At 63.2% G+C, this 23,279-nt stretch carries 17 protein-coding genes; 7 read left to right on the forward strand and 10 right to left on the reverse strand.

What is annotated here, in order from left to right:
* Window positions 1-38 precede the first annotated feature (38 nt).
* Window positions 39-944: a TauD/TfdA dioxygenase family protein gene (locus tag ACIP02_RS11955; protein ID WP_400616592.1), complete on the forward strand. Its 906-nt coding sequence runs from the start codon at window positions 39-41 to the stop codon at window positions 942-944.
* 114 nt (window positions 945-1,058) lie between these two features.
* Here ACIP02_RS11955 and ACIP02_RS11960 read toward each other — a convergent pair whose 3' ends face one another.
* The gene (locus ACIP02_RS11960; RefSeq protein ID WP_400616595.1) at window positions 1,059-1,973 is read right to left on the reverse strand and encodes a LysR family transcriptional regulator; all 915 of its coding nucleotides are present in this window, start codon (window positions 1,971-1,973) and stop codon (window positions 1,059-1,061) included.
* Between the two features lie 193 nt (window positions 1,974-2,166).
* Here ACIP02_RS11960 and ACIP02_RS11965 point away from each other — a divergent pair, with 193 nt between their 5' ends.
* The 5 genes from ACIP02_RS11965 (at window position 2,167) to ACIP02_RS11985 (ending at window position 11,022) form a co-directional block, all read left to right on the forward strand.
* Complete coding sequence (locus ACIP02_RS11965) at window positions 2,167-4,506, forward strand: TonB-dependent receptor (RefSeq protein WP_400616597.1); 2,340 nt, start codon at window positions 2,167-2,169, stop codon at window positions 4,504-4,506.
* Between the two features lie 17 nt (window positions 4,507-4,523).
* A complete protein-coding gene (locus ACIP02_RS11970; protein ID WP_400616599.1) occupies window positions 4,524-6,200 on the forward strand; it encodes an aryl-sulfate sulfotransferase in 1,677 nt (558 codons plus the stop codon).
* Window positions 6,201-6,738: 538 nt separating this feature from the next.
* Window positions 6,739-8,181 (forward strand): NADP-dependent succinate-semialdehyde dehydrogenase, encoded by a 1,443-nt coding sequence (gabD, locus tag ACIP02_RS11975; protein ID WP_400616602.1) that lies wholly within the window; start codon window positions 6,739-6,741, stop codon window positions 8,179-8,181.
* A 182-nt stretch (window positions 8,182-8,363) separates the two neighbouring features.
* The gene (gabT, locus tag ACIP02_RS11980) at window positions 8,364-9,641 is read left to right on the forward strand and encodes a 4-aminobutyrate--2-oxoglutarate transaminase (RefSeq protein ID WP_400616604.1); all 1,278 of its coding nucleotides are present in this window, start codon (window positions 8,364-8,366) and stop codon (window positions 9,639-9,641) included.
* Window positions 9,642-9,780: 139 nt separating this feature from the next.
* Window positions 9,781-11,022, forward strand: a complete 1,242-nt coding sequence (locus ACIP02_RS11985; protein ID WP_400616607.1) for an HDOD domain-containing protein — start codon at window positions 9,781-9,783, stop codon at window positions 11,020-11,022.
* A 161-nt stretch (window positions 11,023-11,183) separates the two neighbouring features.
* Here the strand turns inward: ACIP02_RS11985 and ACIP02_RS11990 are convergent, their stop codons facing one another.
* Together ACIP02_RS11990 and desA are read right to left on the reverse strand one after the other, a co-directional pair.
* On the reverse strand, window positions 11,184-12,212 hold the full coding sequence (locus ACIP02_RS11990; RefSeq protein ID WP_400616610.1) for a GGDEF domain-containing protein: 1,029 nt from the start codon (window positions 12,210-12,212) through the stop codon (window positions 11,184-11,186).
* A 99-nt stretch (window positions 12,213-12,311) separates the two neighbouring features.
* Window positions 12,312-13,496, reverse strand: coding sequence for a delta-9 fatty acid desaturase DesA (gene desA / locus ACIP02_RS11995; RefSeq protein ID WP_400616613.1), 1,185 nt, complete (start codon window positions 13,494-13,496; stop codon window positions 12,312-12,314).
* A gap of 146 nt (window positions 13,497-13,642) precedes the next feature.
* On the opposite strand from desA, the gene dibA reads away from it, so the two are divergent.
* Window positions 13,643-15,538, forward strand: coding sequence for a phosphodiesterase DibA (gene dibA / locus ACIP02_RS12000; protein ID WP_400616616.1), 1,896 nt, complete (start codon window positions 13,643-13,645; stop codon window positions 15,536-15,538).
* A 115-nt stretch (window positions 15,539-15,653) separates the two neighbouring features.
* On the opposite strand, the gene ACIP02_RS12005 is transcribed toward dibA, so the two are convergent.
* From ACIP02_RS12005 to tcyN, 7 genes are all read right to left on the reverse strand, one after another.
* The gene (locus tag ACIP02_RS12005) at window positions 15,654-16,298 is read right to left on the reverse strand and encodes a methionine ABC transporter permease (RefSeq protein ID WP_400616619.1); all 645 of its coding nucleotides are present in this window, start codon (window positions 16,296-16,298) and stop codon (window positions 15,654-15,656) included.
* Window positions 16,288-17,397 (reverse strand): methionine ABC transporter ATP-binding protein, encoded by a 1,110-nt coding sequence (locus ACIP02_RS12010; protein WP_400616622.1) that lies wholly within the window; start codon window positions 17,395-17,397, stop codon window positions 16,288-16,290. Before ACIP02_RS12010 ends, ACIP02_RS12005 begins: the two co-directional genes overlap by 11 nt.
* Before the next feature lies 1 nt (window position 17,398).
* Window positions 17,399-18,199 carry a MetQ/NlpA family ABC transporter substrate-binding protein gene (locus tag ACIP02_RS12015; RefSeq protein ID WP_400616625.1) on the reverse strand — a complete coding sequence of 267 codons (801 nt, stop codon included), beginning with the start codon at window positions 18,197-18,199 and terminating at the stop codon, window positions 17,399-17,401.
* Window positions 18,192-19,589: an LLM class flavin-dependent oxidoreductase gene (locus tag ACIP02_RS12020; RefSeq protein WP_400616628.1), complete on the reverse strand. Its 1,398-nt coding sequence runs from the start codon at window positions 19,587-19,589 to the stop codon at window positions 18,192-18,194. Before ACIP02_RS12020 ends, ACIP02_RS12015 begins: the two co-directional genes overlap by 8 nt.
* Complete coding sequence (locus ACIP02_RS12025) at window positions 19,589-20,770, reverse strand: SfnB family sulfur acquisition oxidoreductase (protein WP_400616631.1); 1,182 nt, start codon at window positions 20,768-20,770, stop codon at window positions 19,589-19,591. Before ACIP02_RS12025 ends, ACIP02_RS12020 begins: the two co-directional genes overlap by 1 nt.
* Before the next feature lie 132 nt (window positions 20,771-20,902).
* The gene (locus ACIP02_RS12030) at window positions 20,903-22,144 is read right to left on the reverse strand and encodes an SfnB family sulfur acquisition oxidoreductase (protein ID WP_400616634.1); all 1,242 of its coding nucleotides are present in this window, start codon (window positions 22,142-22,144) and stop codon (window positions 20,903-20,905) included.
* Window positions 22,145-22,519: 375 nt separating this feature from the next.
* Complete coding sequence (tcyN, locus tag ACIP02_RS12035) at window positions 22,520-23,278, reverse strand: L-cystine ABC transporter ATP-binding protein TcyN (RefSeq protein ID WP_400616637.1); 759 nt, start codon at window positions 23,276-23,278, stop codon at window positions 22,520-22,522.
* Window position 23,279 lies beyond the last annotated feature (1 nt).

Consider the following 23,279-nt stretch of genomic DNA (forward strand, 5'->3'; position numbering starts at 1 on the left):
CCGCAAACAACCCGACAACTACCGCAAGGACCACGACCATGAGCAATGCCGCCCTGGCCACCGCGCCACAAGCCCTCGATCTCGACATTCACCCGGTTGCCGGCCGTATCGGCGCCGAAATCCGTGGCGTGCAACTGTCCGCCGAGCTGGACGCGGCGACCCTCGACGCCATCCAGGCCGCGCTGGTGAAGTACAAGGTGATCTTCTTCCGTGGCCAGACCCACCTCGATGACCAGAGCCAGGAAGCCTTCGCCAAACTGCTCGGTGAACCGATAGCACACCCCACCGTTCCGGTGGTGGATGGCACCAGCTACCTGCTGCAACTCGATGGTGCCGAGGGCCAGCGGGCCAATTCCTGGCACACCGATGTGACCTTCGTCGATGCTTACCCCAAGGCCTCGATCCTGCGCAGTGTGGTAGCGCCTGCCTCCGGTGGCGATACCGTGTGGGCCAACACGGCGGCGGCGTATCAGGAGCTGCCTGAGCCGCTGCGCGAACTGGCCGACAAGCTATGGGCGGTGCACAGCAACGAGTACGACTACGCCAGCATCAAGCCCGACGTCGACCCGGCCAAGCTGGAGCGTTATCGCAAGGTGTTCACCTCCACGGTGTACGAGACCGAGCACCCGGTGGTGCGCGTGCACCCGATCAGTGGCGAGCGGGCACTGCAGCTGGGGCACTTCGTGAAGCGCATCAAGGGCTATTCGCTGGCCGATTCGCAGCACCTGTTCGCGGTGCTGCAAGGGCATGTGACGCGCCTGGAGAACACCGTGCGCTGGCGCTGGCAGGCGGGGGACGTGGCGATCTGGGATAACCGCGCGACGCAGCATTATGCGGTGGACGACTACGGCACCCAGCCGCGCGTGGTGCGGCGGGTGACCTTGGCGGGAGAGGTGCCAGTCGGGGTGGATGGGCAGTTGAGCCGGACGACCCGCAAGGGCTGATATCGCCGGGGCCGCTTTGCGGCCCTTTCGCGACGCAAGGCCGCTCCTACAGGAGATCGCGTACCCCTGTAGGAGCGGCCTTGTGTCGCGAAACGGGGGCGAAGCCCCCGCCAGCTACACCTCGGTATCACAGGCAATCAGTTGCCTGACCAACCCTTGAGCCAGCGGCGATAGCCCGTACCCCACCCGGCTCACCACCCCGTAGCGGGTATAGAACGCCTCTTCCTGCTCCGCCGTCAGGTCGGCCAGCTGCAAGGCCACCAACCCCCCATCGCGCTGATACGGCCGCAAATTGGCATTGCAGGCAATGCCGATGGTGTCCGAGTGCATCACCACATTCAGCAACGCATAACCATGCTCGCACTCCACCGCCGGCAGAAAATCCTGGCGCCCGCTGAGGTCGCTGAGGATCTTGCGGATGTTCGGCGGCCGGAAAGTGGTCGCCAGCGGGTAATCGAACACGTCGCGCGCGCGTACTTCAGCCCGCTCGGTCAGCGGGTGCCCGGCACGGCAGCAGAAATGCCAGCGCTGTGGCGTCAGCTTGTGCACCTGGTAATCCGGGTCGGACTCGAACTGGCGGGTGTCGGCGACAAAGAACTCGATCTCCTCGGCCACCAGCTTGCGGTTCAGCGCCTGCCAGTTATCCACCTGGAAGCAGGTGCGCGCCGCCGGGTACTCGGCAACGAAACGTGCCACTGCCCGTGGCACCAATCCGCCAGCCGGCGCCGGGCCGGAGCCGAAGCGCACCACGCCGGTGGTGGCGCCGTTGAACTGGTGAATCTCGTTGACCAGCTTGTGAGCCCCATGCACTAGCCGCCGCGAGTGCTCCAGCACCAATAAACCCTGGCGTGTGGGCGCCAGCTCTTTGCTGGCGCGGTCCACCAGGCGGCAGCCGACATTGTGCTCCAAGGTTTGGATGCTGCGGCTGAAGGCCGATTGCGACAGGTTCACGGCCGCCGCCGCGGCAACAAAACTGCGGTGTTCGACAAGGGCAATGTAGTGGCGCAGCTGACGCAGATCGATATGCATTTTCTACATTAAAACCTTCGGTCAAATGCAATTGCTGACAAGGGTGAGTCCCCTTATAAAGGGAGTCACTTATTCCACAAAATATGATTTACAAATATTTATATCTCTTAAAAGAATATAAGCCCGACTGACCGCGATTCGGTTCCGCCAACGGAAATGCTCGCCCAGGGCCCATGCCTCAAGGAGCATTTGCATGTCCGGACTTTCCCGTTGGCCTGCGCGCGCGTCGCGTTTCACCTTGCAACCCTTGGCCGCTGGCGTGCTGCTGGCGGCGTCCTCTGGCAGCTACGCCGAAGAGCCGGTCAGCGCCACCGCCCCGGCGCTGGAGCAGGAAGCCAAGCTCGGCACCGTCACGGTCAACGCCCGCCGCCGCGAAGAAACCGCGCAGAGCGTACCCACGCCGATCAGCGTGCTCGACAGCGAAACCCTGGAAACCCAGCGCATCTACCGTGTGCAGGATCTGCAACAGCTGGTGCCCAGCACCAACGTCGCCTATGTGCATGCGCGGCAGTCGAGCATCTCGATCCGCGGCCTGGGCAACAACCCCGCCAGCGATGGCCTGGAAGGCAGCGTCGGCATCTACCTGGACAACGTTTACCTCGGCCGCCCCGGCATGGCGGTGTTCGACCTGCTGGACGTGGAGCAACTGGAGGTGCTGCGCGGCCCGCAGGGCACCCTGTTTGGCAAGAACACCACCGCTGGCGTACTCAACATCACTACGCGCAAGCCCACCTTCCACCGCGAGGGCAGCATCCAGCAGTCGGTGGGTGAAGATGGCTACCTGCAGACCCAAGGCAGCTTTTCGGGGCCGATCAGCGACACGTTGGCCGGGCGCATCAGTGCCTACCGCACCGAAGACGACGGCTATGTGAAGAACATCCACAACGGTGACGACCTCAACGGCGGCAAGCGCCAGGGTTTTCGTACCCAATTGCTGTTCAAGCCCAGCGAAACCTTCAACCTGCGCTGGATCGGCGAATACAACGAGGAGGACTCCAACAACGGTATCCTCAGCCTGTACAGCACCGGGCCGACCATCAATGGCGTCAACCGCTACGAAAGCCTGGCCGCCCAGGCTGGCGCGACGCTGGTATCGGGCAAGGACCGCAAGGTCAACTTCGACGCCGATCAGCAGGTGACGGTGTTCCAGGGCGGCACTTCGGTGGAGGCCAACTGGACGTTGCCCAACGACTTCACCCTGACCTCGATCACCGCCTACCGCTGGTGGGACTTCACCCCACGTAACGACGACGGCCTCAACGTGCCGGTGTTCTACAGCGCCGGTGTCTCGGTGCGCGACAAGCAGTACTCGCAGGAAATCCGCCTAGCGTCGCCCACCGGAGGCGCCTTCGACTATGTGCTAGGCGCGTACTACTTCAAGCAGGACCTGGACAACAAATCCTTCACGTATTACGGACCGCAAGCGGATATCTGGAACCTCACCCCGGCCGGTGCGCTGAACAACGTCAACACCATCGGCGACGGGCACATCGACACCGATAGCTATGCGCTGTTCGCCCAGGGCACCTGGCACATCACCGACCGCCTGGACTTCACCGCCGGCATTCGCGGTACCTACGAAGAGAAAAGCGCCTGGGTAACCCGCGATGCGCCGACCGGCGGTACGGACGTGACCGGTGCTGCCGCTGCTGCACGCCAGGGCCGGGTGGGCGCCTATGATTCCGGCGACCTCAACCAGTACAGCTTCAGCCCCTCTGGCCTGCTGGGCCTGAGCTACCGCTTCAACGAGCAGTTGCTGGGTTACGCCACCCTGACCCATGGCGAGAAGTCCGGCGGCATCAACCTTACCGTCGGCGCCGCACCACGCCTGGGCACCGATTCGCTGCTGGTCGGCACCGAGCGGGTCAACAACGCCGAGCTGGGTTTGAAAAGCACGTTGCTTGATGGCCGCCTGCAACTGAATACCAACCTGTTCTGGGCCGAAGTGCATGGCTACCAGGCCAACGTCTACGACCAGATCAACCGTGTGCAGTACCTGGCCAACGCCGGCAGGGTGCGTTCGCGTGGCCTGGAGTTCGAGGCTACCGCACTGCCGATCCGCGGCCTTACGGTCAACTTCAACGGCTCGTGGAACGACGTGCGCTACACCGAATACAAGGACGCGCCGTGCCCGCCCGAGGTGAGCCTGGCCAATGCCAGCGCCACCTGCGACCTGTCCGGCCACCAGGTGGTGGGTGCATCCAAGTACATCGCCAACCTCAACACCCAGTACAAGTGGCAGGCCAGCGAGCATGTCGAGCCCTACGTCACTGCCAGCTACGCCTTCCGTTCCAAGGCGGTGGGCACTATCGACGATTCCGATTTCGGCCAGATCCCCAGCTACGCGCTGGTCAACCTTTCCGCCGGTGTACGCCTGGACCAGGGCGACGGCGTGGTCGACCTGTCGCTGTGGGTGAAAAACGCCGGCGACAAGACCTACTTCACCAGCCTGTGGAACTCCGCCAACGGTGGTTATGCCGGCGTGCTCGGCACCCCGCGCACCTTCGGCGCCACCGCCCGTTACGACTTCTGAGCACAAGGAGCTTTGCCATGAATGCCAAGACACAAACCCCTGCACTGCCTGAGGGCGCCTGCCTGACCGCCAAAGTCCCTGAGCGCGATGAGGCGCTGCTCGGCGACGTGGTGGTCAACCCGTACCGCCTGGCGCCGCTGACCGCGATCATTCGCGACGGTGGGCGCAGCCTGAGTGACGCGCACGTACGCGTGCTGGGGCGCGGCGAGCGCGGCGTGGACATCGTTTACGATGTCTCTGATCGTTCACTATGGACTTACGGCGGCATCCCGGTATTCGGTTTGTACCCGGATCACGTCAACCATGTAGAAGTGACCTACAAGCTGGACGGCGAGCGCATTCGCGAGCAATACCAGATCTACGCCCCGGCCGTGCGCCTGCCGGTGGTGGCGAAACAGACTGCTGCGCTGCCGGAGGTCGAACCGATCAAGGTCGCGGCGGGCTTTGAAAAGCGCCTGTACCTGTTCAACCACCTGCAGGGAGACATTCCGGGTGGGCGCGCCTTCAAGTGGAATGCGCTGGGCGGCGCAGCGGAATGGGACCAGGTGGGCAACAACTGGATCGCCGACAGCAATGGCGATGTGCGCTGGTACCTGGATATCGAGCAGATCCACGACTCCAACCGCCGCGACAGCCTGGGCGGTACCATGGGCTTCCAGCAGACCCGTGACGGCAAGCTGATCTGGGGTCAGGGCCAGACCTATTCCAAGTACGACCTGCTGGGCCGACGCATCTGGCAGCGTAGCTTGCCGGACAAGTTTGCCGACTTCTCCCACGAAATCCGCGAAACCAGCAATGGCACCTACTTGCTGCGGGTTGGCACCAGCGATTACCGCCGCCCCGATGGCAAGCGTGTGCGCTCGATCCGCGACCATATCATCGAGGTCAGCGAAGCCGGGGATGTGCTGGACTTCTGGGACCTCAACCAGATCCTTGACCCGTACCGCGGCGACCTGCTGGAAACCTTGGGCAAGGCGGCCATCCAGTTGCCGCCTGGCGTGCAGAAACAGGACGAGCGGCTGGCCAACGAACTGGCCGAGGGTGACTTGCCTTTCGGTGACACCCCCGGGGTAGGGACCGGGCGTAACTGGGCGCACGTCAATGCCATTGATTACGACGCCGATGACGACAGCATCATCGTTTCAGCACGGCACCAGGGCGTGGTGAAGATTGGCCGTGACAAGCAGGTCAAGTGGATTCTCGCCTCGCCCCAGGGTTGGCCGCAGCATCTGCGTGACAAGGTACTGAAACCGGTTGAAAGCGAAGCTTTCGACTGGTCATGGACCCAACACACCGCCTGGCTGACCGGCAAAGGCACGTTGACCGTGTTCGACAATGGCTGGGGCCGCGATTTTGCGCCCACCAAGCTGACCGGCAACTACAGCCGGGCCGTGGAATACCGCATCGACGAGGCCAAGGGCACCGTCGAGCAGGTGTGGGAATACGGCAAGGAGCGTGGCGACGAGTGGTACAGCCCGGTGACTTCCGTGGTGGCCTACCGGCCAGAGACCGACACCCAGTTCATCTACTCGGCTTCGGTGAATTTCCTCACCCCGCAGAAACTGACTACCACCGTGCTGAACGAGGTCCGGCGCGGCACCCAGGAGGTGCTGGTGGAGCTGAAGGTGCATAGCCGGCAGCCGGGTTCGGTGGGTTATCGGGCGCTGGTGATCGACCTGGCCAAGGCTTTTTGATTGAGATGACAAAGCATCACGGCTGCTGGGTGCTTGTCATAGAATTTTCTTCGCCTGTGAGATCGAGCGCCGCCCGCGCGGCGCTTCGCGGGGCAAGCCCGCTCCCACATCTGTTTCGGGCCAGTCACTCCTGTGAGGCCTCCTCTATCCGCCTTGTTGGTCCCATTCGAAATTGAAGGTGGCGCTGATCTTTATCGATTTCCAGTCATGCACCCCATGGTGCGCGCGCCTATGGCACAGGAATAATTGGCCCGAAACAGATGTGGGAGCGGGCTTGCCCCGCGATGCGCCGCGCGGGCGGCGCTCGATCTCACAGGCGCAAAAGCTGCCATGGCAAGCGCCAACCTTTCACATTTCCCCCCGCTCGATCGTCTACCCTGTAGCGACATTTCCAGACGGGCTGTTCAACCATTCGTTCTTTTTTTCGAACAGCCTATTGTCCAACACCCCAGCAGCCGCTTAGCATTCGTTTGAGATTTCAAACGCTCGATGCCCTGCCTTGGGCGCTTTTCAACAATCAACAATTCGGGAAGCCGACATGCAGCTCAAAGACGCTCAGTTGTTCCGCCAGCAAGCCTATATCAATGGTGAGTGGCTGGATGCGGACAATGGCCAGACCATCAAGGTGACCAACCCGGCCACCGGTGAAGTCATCGGTACCGTGCCGAAGATGGGCACCGCGGAAACCCGCCGCGCCATCGAAGCCGCCGACAAGGCCCTGCCGGCCTGGCGTGCCCTGACCGCCAAGGAGCGTTCGACCAAGCTGCGTCGCTGGTTCGAACTGATGATCGAGAACCAGGACGACCTGGCTCGCCTGATGACCACCGAGCAAGGCAAGCCGCTGGCCGAAGCCAAGGGCGAAATCGCCTATGCTGCCTCGTTCATCGAGTGGTTCGCCGAAGAAGCCAAGCGCGTCTACGGTGACACCATCCCTGGCCACCAGCCAGACAAGCGCCTGATCGTCATCAAGCAGCCAATCGGCGTTACTGCGGCCATCACCCCGTGGAACTTCCCGGCCGCCATGATCACCCGTAAAGCCGGCCCGGCCCTGGCCGCTGGCTGCACCATGGTGCTCAAGCCTGCTTCGCAGACCCCGTACTCCGCCCTGGCCCTGGTCGAGCTGGCCCACCGTGCCGGTATCCCGGCTGGCGTGCTGAGCGTGGTTACCGGCAGCGCTGGCGAAGTTGGCGGCGAACTGACCGGCAACTCCCTGGTGCGCAAGCTGTCCTTCACCGGCTCGACCGAAATCGGTCGTCAGCTGATGGAAGAATGCGCCAAGGACATCAAGAAGGTCTCCCTGGAGCTGGGTGGCAACGCCCCGTTCATCGTGTTCGACGACGCCGACCTGGACAAGGCGGTCGAGGGCGCGATCATCTCCAAGTACCGCAACAACGGCCAGACCTGCGTCTGCGCCAACCGTATCTACGTGCAGGACGGCGTCTACGACGCGTTCGCCGAGAAGCTGGCTGCTGCAGTTGCCAAGCTGAAGATCGGTAACGGCCTGGAAGACGGCACCACCACCGGCCCGCTGATCGATGGCAAGGCTGTCGCCAAGGTTCAGGAACACATTGAAGACGCCGTTTCCAAGGGCGCCAAAGTGCTGTCCGGTGGCAAGCTGATCGAAGGCAACTTCTTCGAGCCGACCATTCTGGTCGACGTACCGAGGACTGCTGCCGTGGCCAAGGAAGAGACTTTCGGCCCACTGGCACCGCTGTTCCGCTTCAAAGATGAAGCCGAAGTCATCGCCATGTCCAACGACACCGAGTTCGGCCTGGCCTCGTACTTCTACGCCCGCGACATGAGCCGTGTGTTCCGTGTTGCCGAGGCGCTGGAATATGGCATGGTGGGTATCAACACCGGCCTGATTTCCAACGAAGTGGCACCGTTCGGTGGCATCAAGGCCTCGGGCCTGGGCCGCGAAGGTTCCAAGTACGGTATCGAGGACTACCTCGAAATCAAATACCTGTGCATCAGCGTCTGATAGCACGGTAAAGGCTTTACCTCTGCCAGCGGGGCGCGAGAGCGACGTCTCGCTGGCCTTTTTTACATTGCAGTACCTGGTGACCAGGGCGTTTGCGGCAGTCGATCAACGAATACTGTTCGCGAGCACTCCCAGCCACCCCCGAATAAAAGCGCCATTACTGTCGGCGCAATGAGGGCATTATGAGCAAGACCAACGAATCCTTGATGCAACGTCGTGTAGCTGCCGTCCCACGTGGCGTTGGCCAGATCCACCCGATCTTCGTCGACACCGCGAAGAACTCGACCGTGATCGACGTTGAAGGCCGCGAACTGATCGACTTCGCCGGCGGCATCGCAGTACTGAACACCGGCCACCTGCACCCGAAAGTGGTTGCAGCCGTGCAAGAGCAGCTGACCAAGGTCAGCCACACCTGCTTCCAGGTGCTGGCCTACGAGCCTTACGTAGAGCTGTGCGAGAAGATCAACAAGCTGGTACCAGGCGAATTCGACAAGAAGACCCTGCTGGTCACCACCGGCTCTGAAGCCGTTGAGAACGCCGTCAAGATCGCCCGTGCCGCTACTGGCCGTGCTGGCGTGATCGCCTTCACCGGCGCTTACCACGGCCGTACCATGATGACCCTGGGCCTGACCGGCAAGGTCGTGCCTTACTCCGCTGGCATGGGCCTGATGCCAGGCGGCGTGTTCCGCGCGCTGTTCCCGAACGAACTGCACGGTGTGAGCGTTGACGAAGCCATCGCTTCGGTCGAGCGTATCTTCAAGAACGACGCCGAGCCGAAGGACATCGCCGCGATCATCCTCGAGCCAGTACAAGGCGAAGGCGGCTTCCTGCCAGCGCCGAAAGAGCTGATGAAGCGTCTGCGCGCCCTGTGCGACCAGCACGGCATCCTGCTGATCGCCGACGAAGTACAGACTGGCGCTGGCCGTACCGGCACCTTCTTCGCCATGGAGCAGATGGGCGTTGCGCCTGACCTGACCACCTTCGCCAAATCCATCGCTGGCGGCTTCCCGCTGGCCGGTGTGTGCGGCAAGGCCGAGTACATGGACGCCATTGCTCCAGGCGGCCTGGGCGGCACCTACGCCGGCTCGCCGATCGCTTGCGCCGCGGCCCTGGCCGTGATCGAAGTGTTCGAAGAAGAAAAACTGCTGGACCGCAGCAAAGCTGTGGGTGAGCGCCTGACCACTGGCCTGCGCGAAATCCAGAAGAAGCACCCGATCATCGGCGACGTCCGTGGTCTGGGTTCGATGATTGCCGTCGAAGTCTTCGAGAAGGGCACTCACACCCCGAACGCTGCTGCTGTTGGCCAGGTTGTGGCCAAGGCACGCGACAAGGGTCTGATCCTGCTGTCTTGCGGCACCTACGGCAACGTCCTGCGTATCCTGGTTCCGCTGACCGCCGAAGACGCGCTGCTGGACAAAGGCCTGGCCATCATCGAAGAGTGCTTCGCTGAACTTGCCTGATGTGACACGCTTCTGAAAAAACCCGCCTCGGCGGGTTTTTTTTGTGCCCAGAAAAGCCATGTGGCGCTATGGTTGTTGGAGGATTTGCTCAGGAAGCTGCGACGGACTGTGTGTCAGGGATTTTCAGGAGTAGTTGGCGATGAACGCTGCAGACCCCACACCACCAAGCGTACTGATTGTCGAAGGCGACCCATGGGTACGTGACATGCTCAGCGAAATGCTGCTGAGCGTGCGCTGTGATGCGCGGCTGCAGGTATGTGCCGACGGTTCGCAGGCGCTGAGTGCCTTGGCCGGCAAGCCCGACCTGATCATTGCTGCACGCGAGCTGGCCGGCATCGACGGCCTCGACTTGCTGCGCAAGGTACGCGCCAAAGGCTCGGGGTTGCCGTTCATCCTCATGAGCAACCGCAGCGACAGCGCCAGTGTGCGCGAGGCGCTGCCGTTGCACCCCACGGCCTACCTGAGCAAGCCACTGAACCTGGATAACCTGCGCAAGCGCCTGGAAGAGCTGCTGCTGGCGGTTGGCGAAGAGATCGCCTGCCCGGTGCCGCCCTTGCAGGCAGGTGCCAGCCTGCCGGCCTATCTCGAACAGCGCCGCGCGACCGCCGATGGCGGGCCGCTGCTGGCCGATGTGCAAGTGGCGATCAAGCGTGCGCTCAACCCTCAGGGCCTGAACCTCAAGGTGCTGGAAGAGGAAGTGCGTAAAGACCCGCAGGTGACTGCCGTGCTGATCGCTGCGGCCAACAGCGCGGCGCTGCACCGTGAGGCACCGGTGCAGACCTTGTTGCAAGCCTTGAACAAGCTTGGCAGTACGCAGAGCATGAACCTGATTCTGGGCATGACCCTGAAACGTAGCGCACGCCTCAGCGACCCGTTGCTGGCGGAGCATGCGGCCCGCTATTGGGACCTGTCGCTGCACACTGCCGAATATGGCCGCACCCTGGCGCGCATGCTCGAGCTGGACGAGGGGCGTTGTTACTGCGCGGGGCTGCTGCATTGCCTGGGCGACCTGGCCGTACTGCGTTGCCTGCAGGAATGGCGCCTGGCCGGCGGTGAGCTGGACGAGGACAAGGTACAGCTTTCACTCAATGAATTCGGTGCGGCGTTCGGCTCGGCGCTGCGCACCCGCTGGCGCTTGCCGCTGGCCCTGCGTGAGCTGATTGCGGCGATCTACCAGCTGGGCGGCGGGGTGTATTCACGGGAGATTCTGGCCATGAACCTGGCCGGGCAGTTGTCGCGGCTACCGGCTGAGCAGGGGCTGGAGAAGGTGGCCAGTGGCAAGACTGCGCGGTTGCTGAAGATTGGATTGCCGGAGTTGAGCCGGTTGCGCAAGGTGGAGAACCCGGAGGTTAAACCGGCGCCACCTGAGCCAGCTACCTAAGTTAGGCTGGACGCTGACCTTTGTAGGAGCGGCCTTGTGTCGCGATAGGGCTGCGAAGCAGCCCCAGATTTGTGCATGTTCGCTGAAACCCTGGGGCTGCTTCGCAGCCCGATCGCGACACAAGGCCGCTCCTACAGCGATCGTGTAAGCCTTCGGGTAATTCAGCCGCGGACTATCTGGTTCTTGCCCTGCCGTTTGGCCTGGTACATCGCCGCATCGGCGCGGGCATACAGGCTGTCCAAAGCCACATCTTCATCGGTCAACCCGGTAAGCCCCTGGCTCACCGTCACCCCGTAAGTCTGCTCCCCATGGCTGAAGCTCAAACGTTGAATCTGCCGTTGCAGGCGCTCGGCAATCTGCTCGGCTACCTCGGCACTGCAACCCGGGAACACCGCCGCAAACTCCTCACCACCAATACGCCCGAACAGGTCGCCACGGCGTAACACGGCCTTGCCGCTGTCGGCGATCTGCTGCAGTACCTGGTCGCCTTCCTGGTGACCAAAGCTGTCGTTGATGCGCTTGAAGTCGTCGATGTCCAGCAGCAGGAAAGCCAGCGGTGTGCCGTCTTCACGGGCGCTGTCGAAGGCTTGTTGGGCACATTCGAAGAAGTGCCGGCGGTTGCTGCTCTGGGTCAGCACGTCGGTGGTGGCAAGGCGTTGCAGTTCGCCTTCGAGCTGCTTCTTTTCAGTGATGTCTTCGGCGATGCCGACGATGATCACCCGGTCGCCGTCGCGATGCTGGTTGATGTAGCACTTGTCGCTCAGCCAGCGCAGCTGCCCGTCGGCATTGATAATGCGGTATTCGCGGTCTTCCACTGCGCCCTTGAGCAGCACTTGGGCAAGGCTGCGTTCGGCGTACTCCAGGTCGTCGGGGTAAATACTGTCGCGCCATTCATTGAAGTCGGCCAGCACCAGGCTGGCCGGGCGACCGAAGATGCGCTCGTAGGCGGGGCTTACGTAAAGTACCTGGCGCGTTTCCCAATCGAATGCCCAGAGCACCGCATTGACGCTGTCGAGCAACGAACTGAACAGCTGCTCGCGTTCGCTCAGGCGGGCAACCTCGCCTTGGGCGTGGAATAGCGCCAGTAGTGTCTGCGCAGGACCGGGAGGTGAGCGACCGGGCAATGTTGTTGGAATGTTCTTGGCCATGTGCACGAAGTGAGTCTCAACGTGAAAGCGTGCGGCCAGCATCCTGCCCGCCACGCGGGCGATGTGCCGGGTTTGAGTGGAAGCGGGGAGGGGAAGTTCCAGGCGACACGCCCCATTGCGGGGCGTGCTGATCAACGGTGGTCAGGCGCCGGTCGGGCGCAGGGAGTAGGTCTTGAGCTGTGCCGCAAAGTCGCGCAAGGCATGGATACCGCTGGTTTCGGCCTCGTGTACCCAGTCCTTCATGGCGGCCAGCATGTCGTGGCCGTTGGCGCTGGTGCGCGCCCAGATCTGCTGCAGGGCCAAGCGCTTTTCATAGATGGTCTTCAGCGCCTGGCTGTGCGCCAGCATCGACTCGATGCGCACATGGTGGCGGTCTTCCAGCAGGCTGGTTTCACGCGACAGCAGGCGTTTGGCGCGGCGGAAGTGGTGGCTTACCGAGGCATCGACCCGGGCCAGCTCCTGCTTCACCAGCGGGCCGATCACCAGCTTGCGGTACTGGGCCATGATCTGGAAACGGTTGTTGAGGATGGCCATGGCGGTGTCCATGTCCAGGCTGCCTTTGCCTTCGACCCGGTGGGCAATCGGCGCCACGCGCTGCACTTTGGCCAGGCGCAGCAGGCAGAACAGGCGGATCCACGCCCAGCCCATGTCGAACTCCCAGCGCTTGACCGACAGCTTGGCCGAGTTGGGGTAGGTATGGTGGTTGTTGTGCAGCTCTTCGCCACCGATGACGATGCCCCACGGCACCAGGTTGGTAGCGGCGTCACGGCATTCGAAATTGCGGTAGCCGAGCGCATGGCCCAGGCCGTTGACCACACCGGCGGCCCAGAACGGGATCCACATCATCTGCACCGCCCAGATGGTGATGCCGATGGTGCCGAACAATAACAGGTCGATCACCGCCATCAGCGCGATGCCGCCCAGTTTGTAACGGGAGTAGAGGTTGCGTTCGATCCAGTCGTCCGGGCAGTTCTTGCCGTAGATACGCAGGGTTTCAGGGTTGCGTGCTTCTTCACGATAAAGCTCGGCACCTTTGCGTAACACCGTGTTCACGCCCTTGTGCACAGGGCTGTGCGGGTCGTCGGGGGTTTCGCACTTGGCGTGGTGCTTGCGGTGGACGGCGGTCCACTCGCGGGTGTTCTGCGCCGTAGTCAGCCACAGCCAGAAACGGAAGAAATGCTTGAGCGCGCCGTTGAGCTCCAGGGCCCGGTGCGCGGAGTAGCGATGCAGGTAGACCGTGACGCCGACAATGGTCACATGGGTCATCAACAAAGTGATGCCGACCAGTTGCCAGGCCGACAAGTCGAGCAGGCCGTTGTACCACATAGGTGTAAATACCCTCGAAATGCGGGGGGAAGGGCCGATTATCCCTTGGTGGGGAAATAAAACCAGTCAACCGTTTAGATAGGAGGTCACGACATGTTTCAGCCTTTATAATGTCCCTTTCTTTTCAATGGGCTATCCCACCCGACATGTCTGTTTCCGTTCGCGACGCCTTGCGCCTTTCTGCGCTGTATGTGGTGCTCTCGATCCTCTGGCTGGCGCTGGCCGAGGTGATGCTGCACAGCATGACTGACGATCCTCTGGCACTGACCGTGGGGCGGCAGATCAACGTGGTGGTCTGGGTGCTGCTCAGTGCATGGCTGATATATATGTCGCGGGTGCGCCTGCTGAACTTCATCGGCCATGGCGCCCGCATGCGATGCGAAGACCGGGAGCGGCTGCGCATGGCGGCCGCGGTGTTCGACAGCACCCTTGAAGGCGTGCTGGTGACCGACCGCCAAGGCTTGATCGTGCACGTCAACCGCGCGTTCATGCGCATCACCGGCTACCAGCAGGATGAAGTCATCGGTCAGCGCCCGAGCAAGTTCAAGTCGGGCCGCCATGGCCTGGCCTTCTACCAGCAGGTCTTTGCCGCCCTGGCAGAAAAAGGCGAATGGAGCGGCGAAATCTGGAACCGGCGCAAGAGTGGCGAAATCTACCCGCAGTGGCAGACCATTTGCGCCATTCGCGACGACCAGGGTGAGCTGAGCCACTACGTAGCGGTGTTCAGTGACATCAGTGCGATCAAGCATTCGGAGCAGGAGCTGGCCTACCTGGCCCACCACGACCCGTTGACCGGCCTGCCCAACCGCCTGCTGTTCACCGACCGCGTCGAGCAGGCGCTGGCGGCCGCGCAGGCCAACAAGCGCGGTTGCGCCTTGCTGTTGCTGGACCTCGACCATTTCCAGAGCATCAACGATGGCCTGGGCCACACCATCGGTGACCAGTTGCTGAAACTGGTGGGCGAGCGCCTGGGCGAGGTACTGGGCAGTGGCGTGACCTTGGCCCGCCTGGGCGGTGACGAGTTCGGCGTGTTGGCCGAAAACTGCCAGCAGGTCGGCCAGGCGGGCAAGCTGGCGCAGTGCATCATCGAGCGTATGCGCGAGCCGTTCCTGTTCGATGGCCATCGCCTGTTCATCAGTGTCAGTGCAGGCATCAGCTTGTTCCCCAGCGACGCCTTGAGTGCCGAGCAGTTGCTGCGCAATGCCGACTCGGCGTTGTACAAAGCCAAGAGCAACGGGCGCGCGTGCTATGCGCTGTACACCGAAGAACTTACAGCCCACGCACAGCACCGGGTCGAGACCGCCGGTGAACTGCGCCGGGCGCTGGAGCATGACGAGCTGCGCGTGTTCTATCAGCCGGTGCACGACCTGGCGACTGGCTGCAAGGTCGGCGTCGAGGCACTGGTGCGCTGGCAGCATCCGCAACGAGGCCTGGTGCCGCCGGGCGAGTTCATCCCGATTGCCGAACGCACCGGGTTGATTGCCGAAATCGACGCCTGGGTGTTGCGCCAGGCCTGCCTGCAAATGGTGCAATGGCAGGCGCAAGGTCGGCAGCTGGCCTTTGTGGCGGTGAACATTTCCAGCCGCCTGTTTGGCCAGCACGCGTTGTATCGGCAAGTGGCCGAAGTGCTGCACGAGACCGGCCTGGCCCCCGCCTTGCTGGAGCTGGAGGTCACCGAAAGCGCGGTGATGGAAGACCCGGAGGTGGCGCTGGAGCAACTGCACCGTTTGCGTGAGCTTGGCGTGACCCTGGCCATCGATGACTTTGGCACCGGCTATTCATCGCTGCTGCGGCTCAAGCGCCTACCCGTGCAGAAGCTGAAGATCGACCAAGGCTTCGTAGCCGGGTTGCCGCTGGATGAAGATGACATCGCGATCGTGCGGGTGATCATCGCCCTGGCCCGCAGCATGGGCATGCAGGTGCATGCCGAGGGTATCGAGCAGGCGGAGCAGGCCAGTTTCCTGCTACAGGAGCAGTGTCAGCTGGGGCAGGGGTACTGGTTCGGGCGGCCGGTGCCGGCTGGCGATCTTCGCTGGGATTGAGATTTTGGGGCCGCTTTGCGGCCCGGTCGCGACACAAGGCCGCTCCTACATGGGTATGCGGTCGCCTGTAGGAGCGGCCTTGTGTCGCGATCGGGCTGCAAAGCAGCCCCCGGATTCAACGCTTGTTCAAGCCCTTCGCCAAGCGGTCCCCACCCAACTGGATCAACGCCACCAGCGCCACCAGCATGGCAATCACGGTCAGCATGATCTGGCTGTCAAAGCGCTGGTAACCATACCGATAAGCAATGTCGCCCAAGCCCCCGGCGCCAATCGCCCCGGCCATGGCCGAGGAGTTGATCAGGGTCACCAGGGTGATGGTGAAACCACCGACAATCCCCGGCAGCGCTTCAGGCAACAGCACATGCCAGACAATGTGCCAGCGCCGGCAGCCCATGGCTTGCGCGGCCTCCACCAGGCCATGGTCGACTTCACGCAAACTGACTTCGGCTATTCGCGCAAAGAACGGCGTGGCAGCAATGGTCAGCGGCACCACCGCCGCCCACACGCCATAGGTGGTGCCCACCACAAGGCGGGTGAAGGGGATCAGTGCGACCATCAGGATCAGGAACGGGATCGAGCGGAACAGGTTGACGAAAGCGCCCAGCACCCTGTTCAGCAGCGGTGCCTCGAAGATTCCACCCTTGTCGCTGGTGACCAGCAGCACGGCCATCGGCACCCCCGCCAGCAGTGCGACCAACGACGACACACCGACCATCAGCAGGGTATCGAGCAAGCCTTCCAGCAGGCGATCAAACCACATGGCCCAGTACCTCCACGTCCTCGGCCCAGCGGCGGGCACGTTCCAGCAGTTGATGGGTGTCGTGCGGCGCGTGCTGCACCGACAGGATCAGTTGCCCCAGGGCATGCTCGCCAATGGTTTCCACGCCGCCCTGCAGCAGGCGCACGCGGCCACCCAGGTCGCTGAACAGGGCCGACAGTTCCGGCTCGCCAAGCAAGGTCAGCTTCAGCACCACGGCACTGTCGCGGCTAACCGGGCTGGCCCGCAGGCTGGCTTGCAGCGCGGCGGGCAACTTGGCCTGCAGCGGCGCGAGCAGGGTGCGGGTGACCTCGTGGCGCGGGGAGCCGAATACCCGCCAGACCTCGCCCTGTTCGACCACTTCACCGCGCTCGAGTACCACTACCCGGTGGCAGATATCGCGGATAACCGCCATCTCATGGGTGATCAGCACGATGGTCAGGCCCAGGCGCCGGTTGATGTCGCGCAGCAGTTCAAGGATCGAGGCGGTGGTTTCCGGGTCCAGCGCCGAGGTGGCCTCGTCGCACAGCAGGATCTCGGGGTCATGCACCAGCGCCCGGGCAATGCCCACGCGCTGCTTCTGCCCGCCGGACAACTGCGCCGGGTAGACGTGGTGCTTTTCCTGCAGGCCGACCAGTTCCAGCAACTCACGCACCTTGCGCTGGCGCTCGGCCTTGGCCACGCCCGCCACCTTCAATGGCAGCTCGACGTTCTGCCATACGGTCTTGGCCGACATCAGGTTGAAGTGCTGGAAGATCATGCCGATGCGCCGACGCAGGGCCACCAGCTGGTCTTCGTCGAACGGCTCGATGTCTACCTGGTCGATCAGCACCCGGCCCTGGCTGGGTTGTTCCAGCCGGTTTATGGTGCGCAGCAGCGACGACTTACCGGCGCCGCTGCGGCCGATGATGCCGAAGATCTCGCCATGGCGGATGTTCAGGTCGATGCCGTGCAAGGCCGGTTGCGTCTGGCCCGGGTAGGTCTTGCCCAGGCCGATGAAGCGAACATGGGCTTCATTGACTTCCGGGCGCAAGGCCTGCTCCCTGGCCGTTGGCGGCAGTGGTTGTGTGGTGGGCGCCCTGAGCGCGCTGGCCTGGCTCATGTCAGCCTTCCCAGCCGGCCTGGTAGAGCTTGCCGTGGGCTTTGTCGAGCGCTGCGCGCACAGATGGCGAGTGTTGGTAGATGTCGACGAACTTGGCCAGGCGCGGGTCATCCTTGCTCTGCGGGCGAATGACAAACTGGATCACGTACTCCTTGTTTTCCAGGCCGTCGAACAGCAGCGCGGAGCCTGCATCGAAGGTGTTGGCCAGGCGGATGTAGGCCGGGTAACCCTGCACCAGGTCGGCGTCATCATAGGCGCGTACCAGTTGCACCGCCTCGACCTGCAGGATCTTCAGCTTTTTCGGGTTGGCGACGATGTCGTCTTCGGTGGCCTTGTAGCCGACCCCTGGCTTGAGCGTGATCAACCCGGCCTTCGCCAGCAGTTGCAGGCCACGGCCACTGTTGATCGGGTCGTTGGCGATGGCCACGCTGGCGCCTTCAGGCAGCTCGGCGAAGCTTTTGTACGTTTTTGAGTAAAGGCCGACGTTGTTGATGATGCCCGGTGCGTACGGCACCAGGTTGAAGCCCGCAGCCGCCTTGGCGTTTTCCAGGAACGGGATGTGCTGGAAGTAGTTCACGTCGATGTCGCCGCTGTTGAGGCTGACATTGGGCGCGATCCAGTCGCTGAATTCGATCAGCTTCACGTCCAGGCCTTGCTTGTGCGCTTCTTCCACGGCGGCTTCCAGCGGGATGGCAAAGGCCGCTGTGGTGCCGATTTTCAAGGGTTCGGCGGCCAGGGCAGTGGCAGACAAGCCGAGGCTGATGGCGATGGCCGCGACGGGCCGGAACAGTTTCTCAAGCATGGTGCAGGGCTCCAGTCGGGGCAGGGGTAGCGTTTGGGGTGAAGCGGTATGCCGAACCGGGGTGGTCGGCGGGCAGGTGCGGGTGCTCGGCCTGGAACAGCTTTTCGCGCAGGGTGCCTTCGGCGTAGGCGGTCTTGTAACGGCCGCGCTGTTGCAGTTGCGGGATGACCAGGTCGATGAAGTCCTCGAAGCTTTCCGGGGTGACGGTGCGGGTCAGGTTGAAACCGTCCAGGCCGGTCTCGTCGATCCACGCAATCAGCTGCTCGGCGACCTGTTCAGGTGCACCGACCAGGGTTACGTAGCGGCCACCCAAGGCGTGCTGTTGCAACAGGCGTCGGCGGGTCCAGGCGCTGTCCTGAAGCTGCCGCGTGGCCGACTGGATGGCGTTGCCCTGGCTGAAGGCGATCGGCTCGTCCAGTTCGAAGGCGGCGAAGTCGATACCGGTGGAGGCAGCGAAGTGCGCCACCCCGGCCTCGGCGCTGGCGTAGCGCAGGTACTCGGCGTGCTTGGCCTGGGCTTGTTGCTCGGTCGGGGCGACGATCACCGTAATACCCATGAACACCTTGACCGCCTGCGGGTCGCGCCCGGCGGCCCGGGCAGCGGCGCGTACCTTGTCGACCTGGGCACGGGTGGCGGCCTTGTCCTGGCCGCTGATGAACACACATTCGGCATGGTTGCCGGCAAAGGCCAGGCCACGCTGCGAGCTGCCGGCCTGGAACAGCACGGGGGTGCGCTGCGGCGAGGGCTCGCACAGGTGGTAGCCCTCGACCTTGTAGAACTCGCCCTGGTGCTCAACCTTGCGCACCTTGTCGGGGCGGGCGTAGACGCGCTGCTCGCGGTCGGCGACCACGGCGTCGTCGGCCCAGCTGCCTTCCAGCAATTTGTACAGAACCTGCAGGTATTCGTCGGCCTGGTCGTAGCGGCGGTCATGCTCGGGTTGCTGCGCCAGGCCCATGGCCCGGGCGGCGCTGTCGAGGTAGCCGGTGACGATGTTCCAGCCGACCCGCCCGTTGCTCAGGTGGTCGAGGGTGGAAAGGCGTCGGGCGAACAGGTACGGCGCCTCGTAGGTGAGGTTGGCGGTGAGGCCGAAACCCAGGTGTCGAGTGACCGCCGCCATGGCCGAGACCAGCAGCAGTGGGTCGTTGACCGGCAACTGGATCGACTCCTTGAGGGTGACGTCCAGCGACTGCCCGTAGATGTCGTAGGTGCCGACGATATCGGCAATGAACAGCCCGTCGAACAGGCCGCGCTCCAGCAGGCGTGCCAGGTTGGTCCAATAGTCCAGGGTCTTGTACTGGGTCGAGGTGTCCCGTGGGTGGGTCCACAGGCCGTGGTTGATGTGCCCGATGCAGTTCATGTTGAAGGCATTGAGCAGGATCTGCCTGGCCATCAGATGGTCCCCCGGCGTGGCGGGTTGGCATTGTTCAGGTAGTAGTTGCCGATGGCGTGGTACTTCCAGCGCACCGGGTCGTGCAGGGTATGCACCCGAGCGTTGCGCCAATGGCGGTCGAGGTTGTGCTCGGCCAGGGTAGCCTGGCTGCCGCCCAGTTCGAACAACGCAGTGCCGGCGGCGAGGGAGATTTCGGTGCTGATTGCGCGTGCTTCGGCCACGGCGATGGACGCGGCAGCGACGTTGTCGGCACTGCTGTCGTCACGGGCGCGGTCGAGGTATTCGCCGGCACGCTCCAGCAGGGCTTCGGCGGCATGCAGGCGGATCGCCAGGTGGCCGAAGCTTTTCAGCGTCAGCGGGTCGTCGGTGGCTTTGTCCAGGCCAGAGTCGACCCACGGGCGGCTGCGGGTGCGCACGAAGTGCAGGGCGTCTTCGTAGGCAGCGCGGGCGATGCCGGTGTCGATGGCGGCATGGAGGATCTGCGCCAGCGGGCCGACCGGGGTAGGGCGCTCGAAGGCGCTCTGGAACGGCACCACGTCGGCGGCGCTGACGTAGACATTGTCGAACACGACCGAGCCGCTGCCGGTGGTGCGCTGACCGAAGCCGCTCCAGTCGTCGATGACCTGCAGGCCCTGGCTATCGGCCGGGACGAAGGCCAGGTGCTGCACGCCGTGTTCGTCGACCACCGAGGTGGGAATGCGCTGGGCGTAGATGGCGCCGGTGGAGTAGAACTTGCGGCCGTTGATGCGGAAACCGTCGCCTTCACGGCTCAGGCGGGTGGTGCGGTCGTTGGCGGTTCTGGTGCCCAGTTCGGCCAGGGCATTGCCGAAGCGGCGGCCGGCCAGTACTTCGGCGTACAGGCGCTGTTGCTGCTCGGGGCTACCGTTTACCCGCAGCACTTCCAGGCCGTAGAAATGGTTTTGCGGGATCTGCCCGAGCGAGCCGTCGGCCTGGGCGATACGGGCGATGACTTTGGCCAGGGTGACATTGGACACGCTGGCGCCGCCAAAGGCCTTGGGTACGCTGATGGCCCACAGGCCGGAACGGGTGAACAGCTCAAGTTCGGCGTGCGGCAGGCGGCGCTCGCGGTCGCGCAGGGCGCTGTCGCGGCGCAGTTGTTGGGCGATGTCTTCGGCGACCTGCAGGGCTTGGGTATCGTCAGTGATGATGTTTGTAGTCATGGTGTTTCTCCGGGGCCATTGGGGCCGCTTTGCGGCCCATCGCGACACAAGGCCGCTCCTACAGGAGACCGCGTACCTGCATGGGCTCGCGTATCCCTGTAGGAGCGGCCTTGTGTCGCGATGGGCTGCAAATCAGATCCAGGAATGCCGTGCAGGCAAGGTGCCGTTCAGGTGGTAAGCGCCGACCGCGTGGTACTTCCAGCGCACCGGGTCATGCAGGGTATGCACCCGGGCATTGCGCCAATGGCGGTCGAGGTTGAATTCGGCAAGGGTGGCGCGGCTGCCAGCCAGCTCGAACAGCTTCTCGCTGGCCTGCAAGGCAATCTCAGTGGTCAGCACCTTGGCCTCAGCCACCGCGATCGAAGCCCGCGCTGCGGACTCGGCATCGATCGGCGCCGCATTGACCTCGTCGAGCACCCGCGCAGCCTTGCGCAGCAACGCTTCTGCCGCATGCAGCTCAAGCTTGAGCCGGCCGATGTCGGCGATCACATAAGGGTCGTCGCTGGCGCGCTCCACGTTGGCTTCGATCCACGGCCGGGACTTCTCACGCACGAAGCTGATGGCATCGTCGATCGCCGCTTCGGCAATCCCTGCGTCAATTGCCGCCTGGATCAGCTGCGAGGCCGCCCCCTGGATATTGGCGGTATCGCGCTGGCGCCAGTTGTCGATCACCAGCTCTGCATCCACCGGCACCTGGTCCAGCAGCACGGTACCGCTGGCGGTGGTGCGCTGGCCAAACCCGGACCAGTCATCGACGATGCGCAGCCCCGGGCTGCCCCGGCGCACAAAGGCCAGGCGCTGGCGGCCTTCATCGTCCAGGGCTTTTACCGCCACCCAGTGGGCGAACAGCGCGCCGGTGGAATAGAACTTTTCGCCGCTGATGCGATAACCGTCACCTACGCGGCTAATGCGAGCCTTGAGGGTGAGGGTGTCCTTGGTGCCGCGTTCTGGTCCGGCATTGCCGATGCGCCAGCCGTCGAGCACGCTGCGGAAGATGACCGCCTGCTGCGCTTCGCTGGCCGTCAGGCGTAGCAGTTGCAGCATGCCGAACTGGTTCTGCGGGATCTGCCCGAGTGCCGGGTCGGCGGCACTGATCAGGCGGAACACTTCGGCGATGGTTTCGAACGACACGTCGGGGCCGCCGTGGGCTTTGGGTACGCTGATGCTGCCCAGGCCGCTGCGGGTGAACAGCTCGATCTCGGCCCATGGCAGTTTGCGTTGCTGGTCGCGGCGGGCGGCCTGCTCGCGCGCGACCTCGGCCAGTTCGCGGGCCGCTTGCAGGGCTTCGGCGTCGTTGCGCAGTACCTTGGCCGGCAGCAGCAGGGGCGAGCTGTCGAGATCGCTATGGAATTGGGTATTTACTTGGCTGGACATCAGTGCCGCTCCTTGGCTGCACTCAATGCCCTGGCGTTATGCACTGGGGTGATTGTGATCCTGACCATTCCTGACCTCACAAATTGGTGATGCCGCTACAGCTGATTGCGGCAGAAGTGTGTTGGTCCGGTGGTCCGGTTCATATACCGTAATGCTTTATAAAAAGTTTATGAACTAACTTTTTGGAATATTTATAGATAGAAGGAGTAATGTGATTATTCAGGGCAACGCGATCGGTGTAGGAGCGGCCTTGTGTCGCGAAAGGGCCGCACAGCGGCCCCAGGATTTCGGCAATGATGCGGAAATTTCTGGGGCTGCTGTGCAGCCCTTTCGCGACACAAGGCCGCTCCTACAACGATTTGCGTCTGTGCTGATTTATTCGGAAGCAGCAGTCCCCAGGAACTTGCGCAAGAACTGCCGGGTACGCTCTTCCTTCGGCGCCGCAAACAGCGCCTTGGCCTCGCCCTGTTCCACGATTACGCCCTTGTCGAAAAAGATCACCCGGTTCGCCACATCACGAGCAAAGCTCATCTCATGGGTGACGATGATCATGGTGCGCTTCTCTTCGGCCAGACCGCGGATGGTCGCCAGTACTTCACCGACCAGTTCAGGGTCCAGCGCCGAGGTGGGTTCGTCGAACAGGATCACCTCCGGCTCCATGGCCAATGCACGGGCGATGGCCACCCGTTGCTGCTGGCCACCCGACAGGCGCCGGGGGTAGGCGTCTTCCTTGCCCGCCAGGCCGACCTTGGCCAGCAGGCGCCTACCCAGGTCGAGGGCCTGCTCGCGGGGTGTCTTCTTGACGATCACCGGGCCCTCGATCACGTTCTCCAGAGCGGTGCGGTGCGGGAACAGGTTGAAGTTCTGGAACACGAACCCGGCCTGCTGGCGCAAGCGCCGGATTGCACTTTGCTGGCCACCCAGTGGGCGGTTGGCATCGATGCTGATGGCGCCGACCTTGATCTGCCCGGCATCCGGTGTTTCCAACAGGTTCAGGCAGCGCAGGAAGGTGGTCTTGCCCGAGCCGCTGGGGCCAATGATGGCCACTACTTCGCCGGGCTGCACGGTCAGGTCGATACCGTTGAGCACGGTCTGGCCCTTGAACCGCTTGGTCAGGCCTTTGACTTCAATCATG

The sequence above is a fragment of the Pseudomonas sp. NPDC089408 genome (genome assembly GCF_044749445.1).
Classification (GTDB): Bacteria; Pseudomonadota; Gammaproteobacteria; order Pseudomonadales; family Pseudomonadaceae; genus Aquipseudomonas.

Excerpts from the sequence above, each read along its gene's own strand:
- ACIP02_RS12015 (WP_400616625.1), bottom strand. The coding sequence starts at position 18,199 with ATGCTTGAGAAACTGTTCCGGCCCGTCGCGGCCATCGCCATCAGCCTC.
- ACIP02_RS12030 (WP_400616634.1), bottom strand. The coding sequence starts at position 22,144 with ATGTCCAGCCAAGTAAATACCCAATTCCATAGCGATCTCGACAGCTCG.
- gabD (WP_400616602.1), top strand. The coding sequence starts at position 6,739 with ATGCAGCTCAAAGACGCTCAGTTGTTCCGCCAGCAAGCCTATATCAAT.
- dibA (WP_400616616.1), top strand. The coding sequence starts at position 13,643 with ATGTCTGTTTCCGTTCGCGACGCCTTGCGCCTTTCTGCGCTGTATGTG.
- ACIP02_RS12005 (WP_400616619.1), bottom strand. The coding sequence starts at position 16,298 with ATGTGGTTTGATCGCCTGCTGGAAGGCTTGCTCGATACCCTGCTGATG.
- ACIP02_RS12010 (WP_400616622.1), bottom strand. The coding sequence starts at position 17,397 with ATGAGCCAGGCCAGCGCGCTCAGGGCGCCCACCACACAACCACTGCCG.
- desA (WP_400616613.1), bottom strand. The coding sequence starts at position 13,496 with ATGTGGTACAACGGCCTGCTCGACTTGTCGGCCTGGCAACTGGTCGGC.
- ACIP02_RS11985 (WP_400616607.1), top strand. The coding sequence starts at position 9,781 with ATGAACGCTGCAGACCCCACACCACCAAGCGTACTGATTGTCGAAGGC.
- gabT (WP_400616604.1), top strand. The coding sequence starts at position 8,364 with ATGAGCAAGACCAACGAATCCTTGATGCAACGTCGTGTAGCTGCCGTC.
- ACIP02_RS11965 (WP_400616597.1), top strand. The coding sequence starts at position 2,167 with ATGTCCGGACTTTCCCGTTGGCCTGCGCGCGCGTCGCGTTTCACCTTG.
- tcyN (WP_400616637.1), bottom strand. The coding sequence starts at position 23,278 with ATGATTGAAGTCAAAGGCCTGACCAAGCGGTTCAAGGGCCAGACCGTG.
- ACIP02_RS11960 (WP_400616595.1), bottom strand. The coding sequence starts at position 1,973 with ATGCATATCGATCTGCGTCAGCTGCGCCACTACATTGCCCTTGTCGAA.
- ACIP02_RS11955 (WP_400616592.1), top strand. The coding sequence starts at position 39 with ATGAGCAATGCCGCCCTGGCCACCGCGCCACAAGCCCTCGATCTCGAC.
- ACIP02_RS12020 (WP_400616628.1), bottom strand. The coding sequence starts at position 19,589 with ATGGCCAGGCAGATCCTGCTCAATGCCTTCAACATGAACTGCATCGGG.
- ACIP02_RS12025 (WP_400616631.1), bottom strand. The coding sequence starts at position 20,770 with ATGACTACAAACATCATCACTGACGATACCCAAGCCCTGCAGGTCGCC.
- ACIP02_RS11970 (WP_400616599.1), top strand. The coding sequence starts at position 4,524 with ATGAATGCCAAGACACAAACCCCTGCACTGCCTGAGGGCGCCTGCCTG.
- ACIP02_RS11990 (WP_400616610.1), bottom strand. The coding sequence starts at position 12,212 with ATGCTGGCCGCACGCTTTCACGTTGAGACTCACTTCGTGCACATGGCC.